Here is a 20,198-nt window from a genome sequence, read left to right on the forward strand (position 1 = left end):
GCATAAGAAAATGGGTGTTCAATAACAACTCTTCCTTTTTCTCTTACTAACAAAAAAAGACGCTGCTAGAAGAAACACATCCTTCCAGCAGCACAAACCATTATTTACTCGCAGAGAAGCAATTTGCCTCTACTTCTTCCCATGTCATATAAATACGAACAATATCTTCCTCAATTAATTGTGTTCCTGTCTGCACTTCGATAAATTCTAAATCAGTAATCGCTTTAATTCCATGTTTCGCACCGACAGGAATTTCAAGCACATCCCCCGGCTTAACGCGGCGAATTTCTCCATTTAAGGCAAATTCTCCTTCACCTTTAATGATGGTCCACACTTCGCTACGATAATGATGCATTTGGTAACTTAAATTTTTCCCTGCAGTAACGCCGATTCGTTTTGTTAATACTTCTCGTCCATCTTCAAATTTTGTATAATCTAATACCCGATACCAACCCCAGCGGCGTTCTTCATACATTGGACGCTGATCAAAACCATTTACTAACTCTTTGATTTTTGGGCTCTTCGCTTTGTCAGCGACTAAAATCCCATCTGGACTTACTGCAACAACCGCGTTGGATATTCCTAATACAGTCACAGGAATGTCTAGCTCGTTAATGAGGTGGGTATTCTCACAATCAACACTAATAACACCCTTGCCGATTTGGTTTGTTGCCATTTCCTCTGTTAACGTGTTCCATGTGCCAAGGTCTTTCCAATAACCATCGTAAGGCAATACCACAATATGTTCTGTCTTTTCCACGACCTCATAGTCAAAGCTGATTTTTGGCAACTTATCATACTGTTTTAATAACTCATCATATTGAGTTGGAAACCCTTTTTCTTGCAGTAAAGAAATTATATAATTAAGCTTAAACGCAAACACACCGCAGTTCCAAAGCGCACCTTGTTCGATTAATTCCGCTGCTTTTTCTTCCGTTGGCTTTTCTGTAAAATAACTTACTCTTAAATAATCACCATCACTAGATTTAGAAGCTGGAACAATATAACCGTACTTCGCTGATGGATACGTTGGCTCCACACCGATTAACGCCAAATCAGCCCCACTTGCGAGTACGGTTTTTTCTAAATCTTTTACTCGATGAAAAAAACGATCCTCCACATAAGGATCGACAGGTAACACCGCAATGACTTCATCTAAACGAATTCCTTCTATGCTATACAAATAAACCGATGTTAGAGCGATCGCTGGAAACGTATCGCGCCGCATCGGTTCAATAATAATCGGTACCTCTTGTCCTAATTGGCTTTGAATCATATCGACTTGGGATTTGCTTGTAGCAATCACAGCGGAATCAGCTAGACCAACGTTTCCTAACTGTTCCCATACGCGCTGCACCATTGACTGTAGCTCGCCATTTTGATTTTCTAACACTTTTAAAAATTGCTTAGAGCGTGCATCGTTAGATAGCGGCCAAAGGCGTTTGCCAGAGCCGCCGGATAATAAAACTAATTTCAAGTTAGGTACCTCCCTCTATAAATGTTGATATATCAACGGTTGTAGCCGTTTCAGGGGTGTCAAAAAAATATTTTTCGACAAAGTTTCTAACATTATTTCTTAAATATGTGTATATCTTACATTGACTGGGTACGCTTCGCGGCCACTACTGGTTAAATTTGGTTGTAGTGGGGGAAGCGTATGGGATGCACCGTGGATCTCTGCATCGCTGATGATGACGAACCCTCCCATGTCTCTNNGGGACTCAAGGTCGAATGGATGATATCGCGCCAGCTTCTCCGTGCCATCCTTGTTGTCTAGAGAATCGAGACTATAGGCATCAAGCAGCCGTTTCGAGGCCAAAGATGTCCTGCATCATTCGCTTCGCATCGAACGCTTGGTGCTTCGTACATACAGCGTGCAATACCTTCAATAATTTTCCGCATAACACCACAATCGATTGCTTCTTCCGCAACGGATTATCAGGACGTGTCGTGTAATATTCGTGCAGCTGCCGAAACGCTTCGTTGTGGCGGATCATCGGCATCATCACCCGGAACAGAAGGGCGCGCAACCGCCTTCTTCCACGCTTGGAGATCCGTTTTTGCCCTTTGTGTTGGCCGGAGGAATGTTCCCGCAGCGTCAGGCCCGCTAATTTGATAAGCTGCCGCGGATCCTGATAATGGGAGAAACTCCCGATCTCTGATAACAGTTCTACGATGGTCGCATCGCCTAAGCCCGGAACGGTCTTCAATCATTCGTACTCGATCGATGTCTGTACGAGTTCGATCAGCTGCTCTGTCAGTGCCTCGATTTCTTCTTCCAGTTGGCGGTACCGGCGGACAAGCGTGGCGATTTCGATACGGGCCATCTGTTGTCCTTCCGTTACGCCAATGGAGTGTTGGGCCAATTCCATCAACTTCTTCGCTTTCGGTTTTTGTGGCGATTGTAATCCCTCGCTTTGCCGGTAAAGGGCCAGCACCTCTTCTAGTTCTTTTCCTGCCAGATCACTCGGAAATGGCGTATATTCCAGCACCGCGAGCGCCATTTTCCCAAATGACGGGAAGACTTGGGAAAACTCCGGAAAATATTGATCAAGCCAGCGAATCATTTGATTTCGAATCGCTCCCTGTTCTTCCACCAATTTGGAGCGAAATGTCGCTCCCACGCGCAGCTCCGCCTCCATCCCTTTCAGAATGCGCGGATAGCTGAATCGGCCGTCTTTCACTAACCGGGCAATGACGAGCGCATCTTTCGCATCATGCTTGGTTGGAAGGTTATCGTTCAGCTCTTTGGATCGCTTCACGTGCATCGGGTTTGTCATGACGAGAGGGATGCCTTTCTCATCAAGAAAATAGGCGAGATTCAGCCAATAATGTCCCGTTGGTTCGATGCCAACGATCACCTTGGTTTTCCCGAATTCCTTCATTGCTTCCACGATGCACTGGTACAACCATTCCAATCCTTCTCTCGATTGCAGAACGGGAAACGGCTTTTTTAACACCCTCCCTCGCTCATCCACAAAGCAGGCATAATGTTTTTTCTTTGCGATATCCATCCCAACAACCAGCGTTTGATCGGTGACTTGATTAATCTTCTTGTTTGAGATAGAATTCATGTATAGTCCTCCTTGGTATCCAAATTAGGGGTCAATTCGTGCGATTGACACCCCCGAATCATACCAAGAGGGCTTTTTTTATTCAAGTCCCCGGAAAAACTTCTAACAGGAATGCTCCTTTCTTTAAATTAAACAATCTAATAATTTTTTAGCACTTTCTTCCCAGCTATATTTTTTAACTCTTTCTAACCCTTTAACAGATAACTGCTTTCTTAGATTTTCGTTTTTCAAAACAGTTTCTATTCCTTTTGCAATGTCAATAACATCCTCTGGATTAATATAATATGCAGCTTCCCCACACACCTCAGGTAATGAGGATGTGTTTGAAACTATAACAGGGCAGCCGCATGCCATAGCTTCTATTGGAGGAATTCCAAACCCTTCATAAAGTGACGGATAAAGTAAAGCTAAAGCATTAGAATACAATGTTGGTAAATCCTTATATTGTACATAATTGATAAAAACTACTATTTTGTTAAAGTCCTTAAAGTCTTTAAATCTTTCTTTAATTTTTTCTCTATATTCTTCCCTTCCACCAGTAATAACTAATTTGCAACTTGGTAATTTATCTTTTACTAAAAAAAATGCTTCAATAGCTTTTATTAAATTTTTATGTGGATATGAAGCACCTACAAATAAAATGTAATCCCCATATTTCTCTTTATAAATTGTTTCCTTTGATACACAAAAATGTTCCTTGTTATATGAGTTTGGAACAATATGTATTTTATTTAAAGGATAATTATAATGTTGGTATATATCTTTTTTTGTATTTTCTGATACAGTTATGATCTTTGAAGCCTTCTTCAACAATAATGGTAAAACATACTTAAAATAATAATATTGCAATTTATGTTGTTTCGGAAACTTTAATGGAAGTAAATCATGGATTGTTAATATTTGCTTTTTCTTAGTAAAAAAAGTTCCATGATGTGTTGTACTATATAAAATGTCAATCCTATCCGCTTTTAGACGAAGGGGAAAAATGAATTGGCTCCATAAAAACCTTATAACCCCTCCTAATTTCCCCCTTTTTGGCTGAATCATTGAATTTACCTTTTTTATAGTAACAGGATATTCTCTAAAAAAAGAAGGATTTGAAGTATAAACAATTATCTCATCTTTTTTGCTATCTATTAATTTTGACAGATTTTGAATTATATTTATTGTAAATACCCCTAAACCTGTAGGTCTATCATCCAATATTGTGGCATTAATTGCGATTTTCATATCCTTAATACCCTTTCCTAACTTTATACGAATTATAAAATGCATTTTTTAGATTGAACATATTGCAAGACGCATAACGAATGCATAAATAATGTATATAAAAATACACCTCCTTGGATCATATACATTCACCAAAATTAACTACCAAAGAGCGGACATGTCATGATTTCTAATTAAAACAGCGAACATGCATAGACTTATGAAATCGCTCCAATTTTAGAAATATTATTTCGGTATATCAACTTGCTCCTGTTTCCGGAAACATCGTATGTGAAAGGAAGCCAGGCAATATTGAACAAATTATTGTTAAGTGAATCAAAGGTATCATCGTCCGGAACAGAAGAGGGCAAAACCGGCTCTTCGTTCCCATTTGGCATCGGTTTTTACCCTTTGTACTGACCAAGGTGGATGTTCCCAGAGCGTCAGACCCACTAATTTAATCAATTGGCGCAGATCCCGATAATGGGCAGAAACTCCCGATCTCCACCAACATATCGACGATTGTGGCATCTCCTAAGCCGTCGATGGTTTTCAGCCACTAAGGTTCCATGGTTGTTTGCACGGGGAACCTCCTACTCAGCGTCAAGCCGTCTCCCTCCCGACACGCAAATCAGCTTCGATGCCTTGAAGAGGGCACGGATCGCTAAAACGTCCGTCTTTCTCCAAATGGTATCGTGAATAGACCAAGTTCAACCAATAGTGCTCGATCAGTTCGATCGTCACGATTACCTTTATTTTCTCAAACTTGTTCATCGCCTCTATGATGCGCTTGTGTAGCTACTCCCCCTTGTTTGGAATGAAACATGGAAAACGATTTTTTGAGCACGCGTTCCCTCACATCCACAAAGCAGGCATCATGTTTCCATTTCGCGATGTCCATCCTCACGATAATCGTTTCACCAGCGGCTTGATAAATTTTGAAATTTGGTTTATAACCAGGCTCATCACCACAAAGCGTGCTTGACAAGTAATAGATTTCGCCGAATAAGGATTATGCACGAATAAGTGTTTTACTTATATTTCCTTTTGGGTGTGAGTAGAGCATGATCAAACTTTTGTTAAAAAGTCAAGCATAACTTTCGGTGAAGAGACTATAATCATCCAAATTCATCATTGGCATAAATTTAGAGTCAATTTGGTAATTGACACCCCTACACATACCAATAGGGCTTTTTTCTTCAAGTTCCCAGAAAAACTTCTAACCGGAATGCTCCATTTACTGATCCCAAAATTGTTTATGCATACTAATCTTTTTCTTGATGAAAAGAGGAATTATCTTTTCATAGATTCCTAATCGATATCCTAAAAACTTCATTGCATTTCTTACAAAAAAAGGAGGGATTAAGTAGTATTTCTTTTCTTTGATAATAGTTCGAAGTTGTTCTACCGCAAATTTTGTCCCTTCCCCTTCTGCTTGAGCAAATTCTTTTAATATCCAATTTTCTCTCCCATAAAAAACACCTATATCAAAATATCTTTTAAACTCTTCTATAATAGTGTAATTATGAGAATGATAAACTTGAGCTTCTGCAACATATGCAATTGTCCATCCTTTTTTCAACATTCGTGCAGCAACATAAGTATCTTCACTTAAAATAGTGTTAGTAGGAAATCCTCCTACTTCCATCAAGCATTCTTTCCTATAAGCTGCAAAGGAATTAGAAACAAATACCGTTTTAATTCCTAATTTATTAATATCCTTTAATGTCTTCATTTGACTCTCTTCAGGATAATTAAATTTTCTTGCAAAAGCAGCAAAAAAATCGGCATTTAAATGTGGTAATTGTCTACCATATGCCATACCAATTTTCGAATTTTCTACTAATGGTTTAATTAATTTCTCAATAGAGTTAGAATCGATAGGAATCGCATCTTGTGTTAAATATACTAATATATCTCCTTTAGCCAAATGAGCTGCTTTATTGCGCGTTCCTCCATGATTAAACTCTGATTTCGGAATTTTAATTACTTTCACATTCTCTTTTTCCAAAAAATCCAATGATCCATCTGTAGAAGAAGAATCTATTATAATGATTTCACTATCCGATTTTTGGGAATAGGGTCTAATAGTTTCAAATATATTTCTAATTAAAATCCCAGGATTATAGGTAGGGATAATTATACTAAGTCTCATTTTTAGTCTCCCTCATTCATTTAAGATTTCTTCATACTTCACTTGATAGGGCAAGAGATTCTATGGGATCCAAGACACCCATTACACCATAAAGTGAGAAGACGTCGCATCAAAACAAACGACAGTCATCACGATGGCCGGAAAGTTGGTCTATCACGCATGCCACTTCTAGATGAAACTCACGTGCAAGAGTGGCTATAGCGAGACGATGCTCAACGTGTATACGAACATACGAAATGGATAGAAGGGACATAGCCTCCTTAACAAACCCGGAACATATTTTCGCACCCTTAATCGATATATCTCTCCTGCTTTTTTTATCTTTTTTCGGCTATAAGACCAAAAGAAAGGGGTTCATCAGACATCATTCTTGCATATTTATTTAGGTGTAATCATTAACAGAAAAATGGTTTTAAAGGATCGTCATTGCGTGTAAAGGAGAGGAAAAAGAGCATAACCTCGTAGAGTTCATTTATAATGTGGCGAAATGTGATATTCCCATTGACGCCGTAAAAAACAACTCCATGTCATACATGTCATAGGGGTACCGTGTTGATCTCTTAATAGTATGGTGATTATTGTAATAAAATACTCAGAATATTCAACGGCTACAACAAGCAGGAGCGTGGTTATTTTAGAAAAGACAATTTTAAACCACCCTTGATTTGGTATCAGAAATCAACGGGAAACGATCTTTTCGTTTCCCGTAATTGCAATGTAGAAGAAGCAAACATGCACCCATAACAGTTGACTCTAAATATGGATTAAAAATCCCTGATGACAAAATTGATAAAAATAAAATAACGCTCTTAAAACAAAAAATAAAATTATTTCTAAAATATATCAATATAATCAAACATATAAAGATGAAAATAGGAAAGCCAAATTTAAATATAAGAGACATCCATTGTAATTCGTAGACATAATTGCTGATATCACTGCGTATAAAATTGGGGATATGACTCCCCAACCCAGCTCCTATAATTTTATGTTTACTAATCATATCAATCATAAAATCGAATTGAGTCGAGCGTATGGTGTCTGATTGAATATTAATATGGTTGGTAAGCAAAAATCTGTCTGTTATCATTTTCGGTATCCCGAACATCAACAAATAAATGCCACATAAACATAAGCTATAAAAAATGATTAGTACCTTTTTAGTAGTGATTTTAAGTGTTGCTATAGATAATAACGAAACAATCATGAAAAGAAGGATTAGAAATCTTGAGTACGACAAAAACATACTTAAGCAAAAAATAATATAAATAAAGAATTTAACTAGTTTTGATAAGTGCATGTCTTTATTAAATAATAACAAAGGACTGAAAGTAATAAGTAAATCGTTAACTGCATAGATTCTAATAATCTTATATTCAGGTAAAATAGGCATACTCATAAACTGATACCCAAATGCTTCTTCAACAAACTTATAAAAATCCGGGAACGAAATAACTTCTATAGAAATTAATAAGGCAATACTTACTTTGGAAAAGGAATAGATGGTTGCACCAACTAACATTGTTTTTTTAACCGCTGAAATACTAATAAAATTACTATTATATAGACCCAAAATAATTAAGGGAGAAAGGACACCAATAAACTCATCTAGCACAGAACTAGCCCTAAAACCATTCAATACTCCCATAAATGCTGCCAAAGTAACTAAACTTATGAAAGATACAAACAGTAATAAATTAATATAATTGATCGGTGTGTTTTTACTTAACCAGATAAAGGCAAGCGATAGCGCACTAACAAAAGCAAATAAAATCTTGAGGTTTATTCCATACAAACTTCCGGTTAAGAAAACGAATGTAAAAAACAGTAACGATAAGAAAGATATTCTATACATTTTAATAATCAATTTGTAACCACCTCTATATATACATGCACATTGAAACATTAACTTCCTTATAAGTCATCCCCACTCCGGTTATACTGCTCCTAGGAAATAGATAGAAAAAGGAGTGAAACAAGGATGAAACGGTTAAAAATCACCAACGACCACGGGTGGACACCACGCACTCTCCAAAAGCAAGAGCGGAAAATCAAAAACGTGGCCCTGCGCCAACGCGTTATGGCGATTCGCTTGGTCATAGAAGGGTACTTAGGCAAAGACGCCGCAGTCATGCTCAACCTATGCCGGCAAAGTGTGTCGCTTTATGTCTCTTTATTCAATGAAGGCGGACTGGATCTCCTGCTCGCCCGGAAATCCCCACCGGGTCGAGAACTGTTTTTAACGCCGGAACAGCAACAAGAACTGAAAGAACTGATTTTGACCAGAACTCCAGCCGAACTCGGTTGAGATATCGCCTCGTCTTGGAATACGCGGATTCTTCAATCGTATATCTGTGAGCACTATGGGGTGATCAGTCTCGGGAAGGCATTCGAAAACTGTTGCATCGAATGAGACTATCGTGGACTCGACCGATCAATACCCTCGCCAAAGGCGATCACGAACAACAACAATCCTTCGAGAAGCAGATGGACCTAATAAAAAAACTTAATCACCCCAGATACGGTTTTTTGTATGTCGATGAGACGCATGTCCGGTCGTATCAAGTCCTGCGGGCCACCTGATCAGAAGTGGGCAAACAAAAGCAAGTGCTCACCTACGACCATCATATTCACGTCTCGCTCTTTGGAGCCGTGAATGTGCTGAAAGGAGAGGCCATTCTTCACCGGGGGGGACGGCTGCCAACGCCACGACGTTTTTGGCTTCTTGAAGATCTTGAGAAATCATTATCCTGATAAATTAATATCCATATCTATTCGTAGAGTGCCTTAACTATTAATTTTATTCTTATAAGCTTTCTATCATAATTACAAACGACCATCTTTATTAGCTTTTTCAAGGCTTTATAATACCTATATAAATAAGAAGTTATCCACTTATATTTCTTTTGTGTACGCTTTACCATCCAATGACCATTTCTTATATCATAAAACGCAACATAGGGAGACGGATTAGATTCTCCACCTGATGAAATAGACACTTTGTGGTAAATTACAGAATTTGGAATATAAACAATTTTCCACCCCTTATTTGAGGATTTTAAATTCCAATCAGTTTCCTCATAGTAGAGAAAGTAATCTTCCTCCATGTACCCAACCGTTTCAAGAATTTCCTTTCTGAAGCACAAACTACAACCTGTTATATAATCAACTTCCTTAAGTTGATTATATTGACCTTTATCTTCCTCTTTAAAACCTATATGCGCACATGCTCCAGTCCAAGTGTTTACTTTTCCACCCGCAAACCAAATTTTATTCGTACCGTAGTAATAAATCTTTGAGCCAACAATCCCCACTTGTCGATCTTTTTCTAATGTTTCCACTAGTGGAGTTAAAGCATTCGGGTCTACTACTGTATCATTATTTAACATCCAAAAATATTCATACCCTTGTTTATAAGCTTCTTTAATTGCCACATTATTTCCACCAGCAAAACCTAAATTTTTTCCAGTTTGAATGAATGTAATTGGTACGTTAAACTTACCATCCTTATAATCTTGTCTTAGTTTGTCGAACGAATTGTCCTGTGATGCATTGTCTACTAAAAATACATGAAAGTAGGGATACGTTAGATGTTCTAGTGATTTTAGACATTCAAACGTATCATCATAAGCATTCCAGTTTAAAATAATAATCGCTACGTCTTTATCGGTTACTTGTTTCAAGTGTCCATCACTACCTTATAGTTTAATTTGCATTATAAATTCTTTCAACGCTTCTCTCCATTCCCTCATTTCACTAAACCCATTTAACTTTAATGTCATATGCTCAAACACCGAATAAGCTGGCCTTGGCGCTGGTCTTTGAAAATCTTTTGTCGTGCAAGGATTGACCTTCACTTCTATTCCAGCTTCTTCGAAAATCGCTTTCGCAAACTCATACCAAGAACAATGTCCCGAATTAGAAACATGATAAATGCCATACTTTTCTGTTTGAATTAATTCTAAAATGCAATTGGCTAAATCTACTGTATACGTTGGACAACCGACTTGATCATGGACAACCATCAATTCATCCCGTTCTTGGGCTAACTTTAACATTGTTTTGACGAAGTTATTTCCATGCTTTCCATACACCCAAGAAGTTCTGACGATAAAAAACTTAGAGTGTAAATCGCGAACAAATTGCTCCCCTGCCAACTTGCTTTTTCCGTATACACTAAGCGGATTTGTTGGAGCAAATTCGTTGTAAGGCACATTAGCCGTTCCATCAAAGACATAGTCCGTACTGATATAGACAAGTTTAGCTCCCACTGCTTCTGAGGCTACTGCAACATTCCTCGTTCCATAAGCATTAATTAAAAACGCTTGATCTGGCTCTGATTCTGCTAAATCAACTTTTGTATAGGCCGCAGCATGAATGACAACATCAGGGTTAACTTTGCCAATAATCTGTTTTACTTGGTCAAAGTTTGTTATATCTAACTCTTCTCGTCCATAACCATAAACTTCATATCCTCTATCAGCGAGTAAATGGACTAAATCTGTACCAAGCTGACCTTTTGCACCTGTTACAACCACTTTCATAGCTTGTCACCATACTGTTTTTGATAGTAGTTTATGTATTCACCAGATTTAATATTTTTCCACCATTCTTGATTGTCGATATACCATTGGATCGTTTCAACGATACCCTTTTCAAAGGTATATTGCGGCTTCCAGCCAAGCTCTGTCATAATTTTCGTTGGATCAATTGCATAACGACGATCATGCCCTGGGCGATCGGCAACATATTTAATTAAATCTTTCGAAACCCCTAGTTTTTCAACGATTAAATGCACGATTTCATTATTTGTCCTTTCATTATGTCCGCCGATATTGTATACTTCCCCAGGTCTACCTTTATGAATCACTAAATCAATCGCCGCGCAATGGTCTTTAACATGCAACCAATCACGAATATTTTGACCGTCACCGTAAATCGGAAGTTCTTTCCCTTCCAACGCATTCGTGATCATTAACGGAATGAGTTTTTCAGGGAAGTGATATGGTCCATAGTTATTGGAACATCTCGTAATGTTCACATTTAGCCCATACGTTTCATGATACGCTCTTACAAGTAGGTCTCCACCAGCTTTACTCGCCGAATAAGGGCTATTCGGTGCTAATGGTGTTTCTTCTGTAAAATATCCCGTTTCTCCAAGTGTACCGTACACTTCATCCGTTGAAATTTGCACATATTTCTTAATATTGTTGGCTTTCGCCACATCTAATAACGCTTGCGTGCCTAATACATTTGTTTTTACGAAAATATCAGGATCTGTAATACTTCTGTCTACATGCGATTCCGCCGCAAAGTTCACGATAACATCAATCTCATGTGTTTTAACAAGATAATCCACTAACTCACGGTTATTGATATCACCTTTCACAAATGTATAGTTCGGGTGATTTTCAACATCCTTTAAGTTTTCAAGATTACCAGCATAGGTTAATAAATCATAATTGACTACTTTATAATTTGGATATTTCTCAAGCATGTAACGGACAAAGTTGCTACCAATAAACCCTGCTCCGCCTGTGACTAAAAGATTCATTATTATCTCTCCCACTCAAAGTTGATTTCGGCATCTGCTAATAGTGGATGTTTCGTGTCTTTGTCAGAAAGAATTGGATTCGCCGTCGGCCAGTCAATTCCTAACGCCGGATCATTCCAAAGAATGCCACGATCATGTTCTGGAGAATAGTATTCATCCACTTTATATTGTACTTCTGTATTTTCCACCAACGTACAGAAACCATGTGCAAATCCCTTCGGTACAAGCAATTGCCGTTTATTATCCGCACTTAAAATAAAACCTTGCCATTTACCAAATGTCGGTGAACCTTTACGAATATCGACAACGACATCGTAAATAGCACCTCGAGTAACGCGAACTAATTTCGTTTGCGCCTTCGGATTTAACTGATAATGAAGTCCTCGGATCGTCCCTGCTTGTTGGGATAACGAGTGATTATCTTGAATAAAATCGAAATCCAGACCATATTCCGCAAAAAGCTTTTTATTATAACTTTCCATAAAAAAGCCCCGGTGATCACCAAACACTTTTGGCTCAATCAACAATACACCGGGTAACAGCGTCTTACTCACTTTCATTCTAAAGCACCTCATCTTTACAAATAAATCGGTCGTTTTTTCTGGTTGGCAATATCAATTAAATATTGACCGTACTGATTTTTCTTTAGCGGCTCCGCTAGTTTTAATAATTGCTCTCGATCAATGTATCCTTTCAAATAGGCAATTTCCTCAAGGCACGCGATTTTTAAACTTTGCCGCTTCTCAATCGTCTCGATAAATTGCGAAGCCTCAAGCAAAGATTCATGCGTACCGGAATCTAACCATGAAAAACCTCTTCCTAAAATCTCCACGTGCAATTCGCCAAGTTCTAAATATGTTTTATTAACATCCGTAATTTCAAGTTCTCCACGTGCAGAAGGTTTAATGCTTTTGGCAATTTCAATAACACGATTATCATAAAAATATAATCCCGTTACCGCATAATTCGACTTAGGATTTTGCGGTTTCTCTTCAATAGAAATTACTTTTCCATTCTCATCAAACTCCACAACACCAAAACGTTCAGGATCCTTGACATAATAGCCGAAAATCGTTGCCCCAGTTTTGCGCTCAACCGCTCTCTGCAACAACTCTGTCAAACCGTGACCATAGAAAAGATTGTCCCCTAAAATAAGCGCAACATTGTCGTCACCAATAAACTCTTCACCAATAATAAATGCCTGTGCAAGACCATCTGGAGAAGGCTGCACAGCATAGGATAATGAGATTCCTAAGTCTGAGCCATCTCCTAGCAATTCTTGAAAACGTGGCGTATCACTAGGAGTAGAAATAATCAAAATATCACGAATACCCGCTAACATTAAAACAGATAAAGGATAATAAATCATCGGTTTATCGTAAATAGGTAGCAATTGCTTAGATACTGCCTTGGTTAAAGGATAAAGGCGGGTGCCGCTTCCACCAGCTAGTACTATCCCTTTCATTTACAACACCTCGTAAATACAACTGATAACAAACGATAAAATATACCAAATAAAAAGATCATTGTAATTAAATCTTTTCATGTTTTCAATAAACAACCATCTTAAAAGTAGTCACCTAAGATTTTAGGGTCTTCACCGTTTTCTGTGATTTCTACTCAATCCTAGAAACATGTTAGCTGGATGAAACAGGTTCATCAGGCAGGCTCCTTCTTCCGCATACAAACCACAAAGTTGGTAGAATGGAAACAGTCAAGTGCTTTCCTTGACGGGTTCCATTCTACCAACTATCATGGCGATAGCGGAAGAAGCGCGTACTTAGACAGCCTGACTACCTGTAGTTTTCCTTGTACACTCCAAAAATACACGTAAACGAAATCGTTCTAGATTCCGATAGCCATATGCCCGGCGTTTGATATTTTTGATCTTGTGATTGTTGCCTTCCATTCGTGCATTCGTATACGGGCACAAAAAGTATTGAAGAATGGGCTCCTTCCACCTTTCAAGGGTGTTAGCTGCTTGTTGAAAAGAGACAAAAGGGCTTTGCTTTGCTAACCAAATCCATTCTTCCAAGCATTCTTTTGCTTGGTCATAATGATCGGTTCGGTAGAAATCTCGAAATAGCTCCTTGAGATAATAAGCAATCGAAAGAGCGGGATATTCCTCCAAGATATCGTTCAATCGAAACTGCTGATTCTTACGAAGTTTTTCATACCCTTTTAACAGAAGGAATCTAGCCTTTTTCAATTGCGGGAACTCTTTTCGCGCTTGATCTAAGGCTTGTGTCACCTTTTGAACCACATGGTACTTATCGATGACAATCGAAGCAGATGGAAACAGGGCACGAACCGCCTTATGATAAGGTTCCCACATGTCAAGAATCACTGTTTGCACCATTTCTTTCGACAGGACGTTTTGGCTCAACAAGTTTATGGCGGAGTCACACTGGCGATCGGCATGCATTCCCATGACCGATCCGGCTTTGGCATCCATCAATACAGTTTCATACTGATGTCCCTTTTTTACAGCGATTTCATCTAAGCTAAGCACCATCTCTTCTTGAGAAGATGCTTCCTATCGCTGTTTGACGCTCTTTTGCTTTTTTCGATGCAATGAAGTAATAGATGCGCTCCAATGTCGTATATAGAATACGGTGCTTTCGGCTAACCTCTTGAATGGTGGAGCCTTCACAAAGTTCATACAAGTACTCACAAAATCGATTGGTGTAATGTTGATTGGGTGGAATCGATTCCAAAGAAGCGGAAAACACTTGGGAACAATTCCAGCACCGATAGCGCTTTACCTCTACAAACAAGTACACCGGTTGATGGAAAATCGCCAAATCCCGTATTTTTCTTGTCCGTCTGTCGTGGACAGAGGAAGTGGTAAACCCACAATGAGGGCAACGTTCCTGTGTCTCTGTTTTCTCTACATGAATCGCATAACCATAGGAAAGAAGTTCTTGTTTAACAATTTGAAATTCTGGCAATCCTAGTGATATAGAAAGCACTTACGAGACCTCCTTAATGTTTGTTTTGCCGCTAACATTATTGCCAGGATCTCGTTAGTGCTTTCTCTTTTTTGTCACTAAATCACAAAATTTGGTGATGAACCAGATTTTATTTGTTGTAAAAACATAGAAGAGTAGAATAGCATCTTTAATCACATATGTAGCTAAAACATGTTTACATAAGCTACCTCAAAAAATACGCTGTTTTCCTCCTTGAAATCTTAGATTCTATTTTTCTTTTCCAACAATTCTTATCTCATAGTTTAATTTAATCTTTAATTCATGTTCTAAAATTTTTCTCACCTGTTCAGATAAGTTTAGTACATCAGACGCAGTGGCATTATCTACATTGGATATCCAATTAAAGTTATTGTATTCAAGCATAGCACCGCCTGATCTTCGAGGAAGATTATATTTTTCAATCATATAAGGTATAAATAACTCCGGCTTATTTAATAAAGAAAATATTTTTCTCATAATTCTCCATTTAAAATTTTTATTCCCAATTTCATAAATATTAGGTATTGCAAAAATACTACCAGCGCACTTTTTCCCTTTTGGTTGTGTCGCATCCCTAATTGCAGCAATTTTTTTTATTGTTTCTTTAATTTTTTCACAATCCCCAGAACGAAGTCTTAACTTTACCGATGTAATAATAAATTCATTATTTTGCAATATGCTTTTTCGATATCCAAAACCAAGTTCATGATTCTTCAATACAATTTTTTCTCCACGTTTATTAAAACCGTATACCTCTTCCACTACATCCTGCATCATTCCTCCAAATGCACCAGCATTCATTACAACAGCTCCGCCAACAGTACCGGGTATCCCGTTAGACCATTCAAGCCCTGTTAATCCAAGCTTTATACATCTTATAGATAAAGACGGGAGTGTCTCACCTGCACCTACAACTAAATGATTTTGTTCTTGCTTGATGAATTTTATCTTTTTTAGAGAAAGTACAATGCCCTTTATTCCTCCATCTAAAATGAGCAGATTACTTCCATTTCCGACTACGTGAAGTGGAATCGAATGATGGGAAGCATAAAGAACTATTTGCCTTACTTCTTCCTCGGTTTGAGGTTCTACAAAAACTTCAAGAGGCCCACCAATTCTAAAAGTAGTAATATTACTCCCATTCATAGAATCCGTTATAGTTCCAGACGATATTTTTTGAAGATCTTGTATTATATTGGCTGTCGTTAATGTTTTAGTAAGCAAGGACACCAACCTCTTTTACTTTTTCCTCAACTTCTGCACCTATTTTCTCTAATTTTAAACTTAATTCAGAATATCCTCTAAAGATTTGATAACTATTTTTAATAACTGTTTCTCCTTTTGCGATCAGACCCGCAAGTAATACAGAAATCCCCCCTCTTAAATCTGTGGAAAAAACTTCTGCCCCTTCAAGCGAAGTTTTTCCTTGTATACAAATGCCACCTTCAAATAAAGAAATATGTGCCCCCATTTTTTCTAAATATTTTGCATACTGAAAACGAGTTGGATAAATACTATCTTCAATTATACTTTCACCCTCAGCTTGTGTTAAAAGAACAGCTAAAATAGGCTGAATGTCAGTAGGTAAACCAGGATAAACTTCTGTACAGATGCTTGTGGCAACTAAATTAGGAGAATGATATACTTTAAGTGAATTTGGGCTAATTATTTCAAAATTCACACCTATTCTTTGTAGTATATTTAAAAAGACTAAATTATGCTCAACGACAAAATTCTCTATTGTTAAACTATCTTTAGATGCTAATGCGCCTAAAACTGCAAATGTCGCTGCTTCGATTCTATCAGGTATTATTTTATAAGTAACCCCTTTCTTCTCTAGAGCTGGTACCCCTTCAATTTTCATAGTATTCGGACCTAAATAAGTTATTTTTGCCCCTAACTCATTCAGAAACTTTACTAAATCATCTATTTCAGGTTCTCTCGCCACGTTTCTTAATATTGTTTCCCCTTCAGCTAGTACACTTGCAATCAATAAGTTTTCAGTTGCACCTACTGATGGAAAGCGTAACGTAATCTCAGTTCCTTTTAAACCAATGGTATTAGCAACTAAATGATTTTCCCCCTCTATTATGTTTGCTCCTAATTGCTTTAATCCATATAAATGAATATCAATAGGTCTATCAGAAAAATTACATCCTCCTGGCATCGGGAGGGTTATTGACTTAGAAGTGGATAATAAACTTCCTAATAATAATAATGAATAACGGATGCTGCTTGCCTCAGAAGGTACATGATTGGAATAATTCAACTCTTCCATTTCATGTAATATTAATCTATCTCCATTCATAGAAACGTCTCTACCTAATTGCTTGATGATATTGATGAGAACCTTTACATCATTTAAATTAGGAACATTCTCCAATTCCACTTTTTCTTTTGTTAATAATGCAGCACACATAATAGGTAACACACTATTTTTCGCACCGCTTACTTTAACTGATCCAGAAACTTTTTGTGGACCTTTTACAACGATCATCATCTTCACCTCATAAACAGTCTTTTTATTAATTGGAGGATTTCCTCCATTACTTTTTCTTTCATTACATATAACAAGATAATATAAGAGATCATAATTGTCGGTAATCCCATCCACATACCAATAGAAAAAGAACGTAAAATAACATACAAAATAATTAACACTAAACATACTTTCATAAAAGTAAACCAAGGAATATGGAAATTTATTTTTTTCTTTATAAAGTAACATTCTAAAACCATTAATCCAAATTCTGTTAATAAAGTCGATATAGCCGCACCTAAAGCGCTAATGTAAGGAATTAATATCATATTAAAAAAAATATTAAAAAAAGAAGCTACAATGGACAATCTTACTAATATTTTTTCTTCCTTAAGAGCAATTAATAAATTTCCAAAAATAGTTTTCGTGCTCATAAAAACAAAACCGATTAAAAGAACTGACAACACCCTCTCTGCCGCTTTATACTCCTCACCAAAAAGCAATAATAAAACATCACCAGAATATAAAAACGCGATTAAAAAAATAGGATAGATAATTACAAAAACATAACTACAAGCTTTTGTCACATACGAACGTAACTTATCAATATCTTCCTTTACTAACTTCGATGTATAAGGCAACGCATACATAACGTATAATTGCGGTAAGAACCATAAAATTTGAATAACTTTAAATGAAGAAGCATAAAGACCTACGGTAGCATTATTAGTTAACATATTTAGCATTATGATATCAAAGTCGTAGTAAATTCTAGCAAAAGTAATCGTAATCCCTAATATTAACGATGTTTTTAAAAAACGAATGAATTCATTCAAATTTACACGTTCTATCGTCCCAATTTTTCTGAAATAAATAGAATATCCAACCAACAAGCTAACGAAGTATCCTATTAACAAAGAAATTGGATAAAATATGACATCATCAAAAAAAATAAAAAACAAGACAAATAAAGAAAAAGATGTTAACGAAGCGATTAAATTGACATATCCATTATATTGAAAAAGCGATAGTCCCATAAAGATTGAATTAGGAGAAAGCATGGTTAGAAATGTTACGATAACAAACAAGATAATAATCCAATTATTTACATATCCTAAATAAGTAAAAAAAAACAAGACCATAAGAACGGCCGTGAAAAATATAGTTCTATACATTAAAATGAATGTAAACACTTTCGATACTTTATTTTTATCTTGAGCGATTGTCCGAATCGCTTCATTATTTGTTCCAAAATCACCAAATAACGCTATATATCCTCCTACAGACTGTGCATAAGCTACCATTCCTAAAACATGTGGTCCGTATAATCGACTAATAACTAAAGTCAATGTAAAGTTAATTATCCTCGATAAAACCTCAACAATTGTGTTTATACTAATGCCCTTTTTCATAACGATCCTTTTTTCCTTTAGAAATTAATACATTTCTAAAAAGATTTTCTGTTTCGCTAATTATTTTCTCAGAGTCAAATTTTTGCTTAAAATATGTTTTATTATAATGACACATTTTTTGGTAATCATTTAGCGAATAACTTATTATTTCTTTTAAATCTTTATAAATATTAACACTGTTTAGAGAATCTTCAGGGAAATTTCTCCCAGAAAAATTATAAGTGCTTATCTCATCAGCTGTTTCTGGTTTAAAAATTCCAGCATATGAAAAATGACTACAACAAAGCAATGGTTTACCATAGTATAAAGCTTCCATTGCTACTCTTCCTACTCCAACTACTACATCAGTTTCCTGATAAAAGCGTTCAACATTTTCCTGTTTTCCTGCCAAAATAAACTTTTTGCTATCTTTCGTTTTTTGAATTTGTTTCTCGATTTCCTCTCTATAAGGACCATCGCCTACAATCGTAAGCTCACAATCATAATTTTCACATAACAAAAGATCAATACCTTTAATCAGCTCTATAACTGACTTATATTTTGCACTTCCTAACGTTGTCACCGTTAATATTTTAAGTTTTCCATTTCTTATAAAATTGGGTACTAACTCCGTAACATGTTCTTCTTGTTCATCATGGAATTTAACTAAAGTAGGGATAATAGTTATATCTTTCTCATTAATGTTATATACGTTTGTTAAATGTCTCTTAATTTCTGGAGTGATAACAGAAATTCCAGATGCATATTCTACAATTTGTTTATAAAAAAGAGGAGGAAATTCATTACGCAAAATATGCTGAACTCTAATAATTAAAGGGATATTTAGTTTTTTGGCTACTAAATAGGAAACCAACGTAGGTCCAGGTTGATGTGATTGGATTATTTTAATCTGTTCCTTTTTTATAATTTCCTTGAGCTTTAAATAACTTCTCCATAGTCTGTTTTTCCAAAAACATCCTTTTAGAAAACGAAGATATTCTCCTATTTCGAACCGATCACTATTTTTTATAATTGGGAGTCCTATAACCGGCAAATCTACAGGATAATAAGTGATAGAGTTTTGGATTAAATTTTTTGCTAATTCGCCATCTCTACTAACTACAACGACATTATGCCCTTTTTTCTTTAATTCCGTCACTTCCGTCACAATCGCTTTAGGAGAGCCACTAACACTCATATCATTATTAACGTATAATATATTCAACTTCTATCGCCTACTTTCTCATTTATCCACCTTACATAAGTTAATATTCTACTTAATAAGCACTATTTGGTTTAATCATGATTTTGATTGTTTTAAACTCACATTTCGCACCCTCCCAACGAAAATCGGGAGGATTTTT

General features: G+C 36.6%; 16 protein-coding genes and 3 pseudogenes. 2 read left to right on the plus strand and 17 right to left on the minus strand.

All coding sequences use genetic code 11. The features are described 5' to 3' along the window. Positions 1-100: 100 nt before the first annotated feature. The 7 genes and pseudogenes from ETR37_RS07585 to ETR37_RS07625 all read right to left on the minus strand — a co-directional run bounded on the left by ETR37_RS07585 (position 101) and on the right by ETR37_RS07625 (position 8,305). Complete coding sequence (locus ETR37_RS07585; protein ID WP_129447099.1) at positions 101-1,477, minus strand: sugar phosphate nucleotidyltransferase; 1,377 nt, start codon at positions 1,475-1,477, stop codon at positions 101-103. Positions 1,478-1,796: 319 nt separating this feature from the next. Further along, a pseudogene (locus tag ETR37_RS07595) lies at positions 1,797-3,074 on the minus strand (IS110 family RNA-guided transposase). A 123-nt stretch (positions 3,075-3,197) separates the two neighbouring features. Next, entirely contained in the window at positions 3,198-4,304 is a 1,107-nt protein-coding gene (locus ETR37_RS07600) for a glycosyltransferase family 4 protein (RefSeq protein WP_129447101.1), read from the minus strand. 411 nt (positions 4,305-4,715) lie between these two features. After that, positions 4,716-4,866, minus strand: a pseudogene (locus tag ETR37_RS20780) (transposase); the annotation flags it as partial. A 20-nt stretch (positions 4,867-4,886) separates the two neighbouring features. After that, the gene (locus ETR37_RS19105) at positions 4,887-5,057 is read right to left on the minus strand and encodes a hypothetical protein (protein ID WP_164977988.1); all 171 of its coding nucleotides are present in this window, start codon (positions 5,055-5,057) and stop codon (positions 4,887-4,889) included. Between the two features lie 463 nt (positions 5,058-5,520). After that, complete coding sequence (locus ETR37_RS07620; protein WP_129447103.1) at positions 5,521-6,438, minus strand: glycosyltransferase family 2 protein; 918 nt, start codon at positions 6,436-6,438, stop codon at positions 5,521-5,523. Between the two features lie 649 nt (positions 6,439-7,087). Further along, entirely contained in the window at positions 7,088-8,305 is a 1,218-nt protein-coding gene (locus ETR37_RS07625; protein WP_129447104.1) for a hypothetical protein, read from the minus strand. Between the two features lie 114 nt (positions 8,306-8,419). Between ETR37_RS07625 and ETR37_RS20785 the strand changes: the two genes are divergently transcribed. Together ETR37_RS20785 and ETR37_RS20790 are read left to right on the plus strand one after the other, a co-directional pair. Then, complete coding sequence (locus ETR37_RS20785; RefSeq protein ID WP_240673880.1) at positions 8,420-8,746, plus strand: helix-turn-helix domain-containing protein; 327 nt, start codon at positions 8,420-8,422, stop codon at positions 8,744-8,746. Positions 8,747-8,847: 101 nt separating this feature from the next. Then, positions 8,848-9,021: a hypothetical protein gene (locus ETR37_RS20790; RefSeq protein WP_240673881.1), complete on the plus strand. Its 174-nt coding sequence runs from the start codon at positions 8,848-8,850 to the stop codon at positions 9,019-9,021. Positions 9,022-9,209: 188 nt separating this feature from the next. On the opposite strand, the gene ETR37_RS07635 is transcribed toward ETR37_RS20790, so the two are convergent. The 10 genes and pseudogenes from ETR37_RS07635 to ETR37_RS07680 form a co-directional block, all read right to left on the minus strand. Further along, complete coding sequence (locus ETR37_RS07635; RefSeq protein ID WP_129447105.1) at positions 9,210-10,121, minus strand: glycosyltransferase family 2 protein; 912 nt, start codon at positions 10,119-10,121, stop codon at positions 9,210-9,212. 15 nt (positions 10,122-10,136) lie between these two features. Then, positions 10,137-10,982 carry a dTDP-4-dehydrorhamnose reductase gene (gene rfbD / locus ETR37_RS07640; RefSeq protein WP_129447106.1) on the minus strand — a complete coding sequence of 282 codons (846 nt, stop codon included), beginning with the start codon at positions 10,980-10,982 and terminating at the stop codon, positions 10,137-10,139. After that, positions 10,979-11,992: a dTDP-glucose 4,6-dehydratase gene (gene rfbB / locus ETR37_RS07645; protein ID WP_129447107.1), complete on the minus strand. Its 1,014-nt coding sequence runs from the start codon at positions 11,990-11,992 to the stop codon at positions 10,979-10,981. The genes rfbD and rfbB overlap by 4 nt, the downstream gene beginning before the upstream one ends. Before the next feature lie 2 nt (positions 11,993-11,994). Then, positions 11,995-12,552, minus strand: coding sequence for a dTDP-4-dehydrorhamnose 3,5-epimerase (gene rfbC / locus ETR37_RS07650; protein WP_063329491.1), 558 nt, complete (start codon positions 12,550-12,552; stop codon positions 11,995-11,997). A 17-nt stretch (positions 12,553-12,569) separates the two neighbouring features. After that, positions 12,570-13,457, minus strand: a complete 888-nt coding sequence (gene rfbA / locus ETR37_RS07655; protein ID WP_129447108.1) for a glucose-1-phosphate thymidylyltransferase RfbA — start codon at positions 13,455-13,457, stop codon at positions 12,570-12,572. A 315-nt stretch (positions 13,458-13,772) separates the two neighbouring features. Further along, a pseudogene (locus ETR37_RS20095) lies at positions 13,773-14,964 on the minus strand (ISL3 family transposase). A 228-nt stretch (positions 14,965-15,192) separates the two neighbouring features. Next, positions 15,193-16,188 carry a UDP-N-acetylmuramate dehydrogenase gene (gene murB, locus ETR37_RS07665; protein WP_129447109.1) on the minus strand — a complete coding sequence of 332 codons (996 nt, stop codon included), beginning with the start codon at positions 16,186-16,188 and terminating at the stop codon, positions 15,193-15,195. Continuing rightward, positions 16,178-17,461 carry a UDP-N-acetylglucosamine 1-carboxyvinyltransferase gene (gene murA / locus ETR37_RS07670; RefSeq protein WP_164977989.1) on the minus strand — a complete coding sequence of 428 codons (1,284 nt, stop codon included), beginning with the start codon at positions 17,459-17,461 and terminating at the stop codon, positions 16,178-16,180. Before murA ends, murB begins: the two co-directional genes overlap by 11 nt. Before the next feature lie 5 nt (positions 17,462-17,466). Continuing rightward, the gene (locus tag ETR37_RS07675; RefSeq protein WP_129447111.1) at positions 17,467-18,855 is read right to left on the minus strand and encodes a flippase; all 1,389 of its coding nucleotides are present in this window, start codon (positions 18,853-18,855) and stop codon (positions 17,467-17,469) included. Then, the gene (locus tag ETR37_RS07680; RefSeq protein WP_129447112.1) at positions 18,839-20,059 is read right to left on the minus strand and encodes a glycosyltransferase; all 1,221 of its coding nucleotides are present in this window, start codon (positions 20,057-20,059) and stop codon (positions 18,839-18,841) included. The genes ETR37_RS07675 and ETR37_RS07680 overlap by 17 nt, the downstream gene beginning before the upstream one ends. Between the last annotated feature and the right edge of the window lie 139 nt (positions 20,060-20,198).

Origin of the sequence: Geobacillus sp. PK12, from assembly GCF_004123125.1 — a bacterium.
GTDB classification, from domain to species: Bacteria; Bacillota; Bacilli; order Bacillales; family Anoxybacillaceae; genus Geobacillus; species Geobacillus zalihae.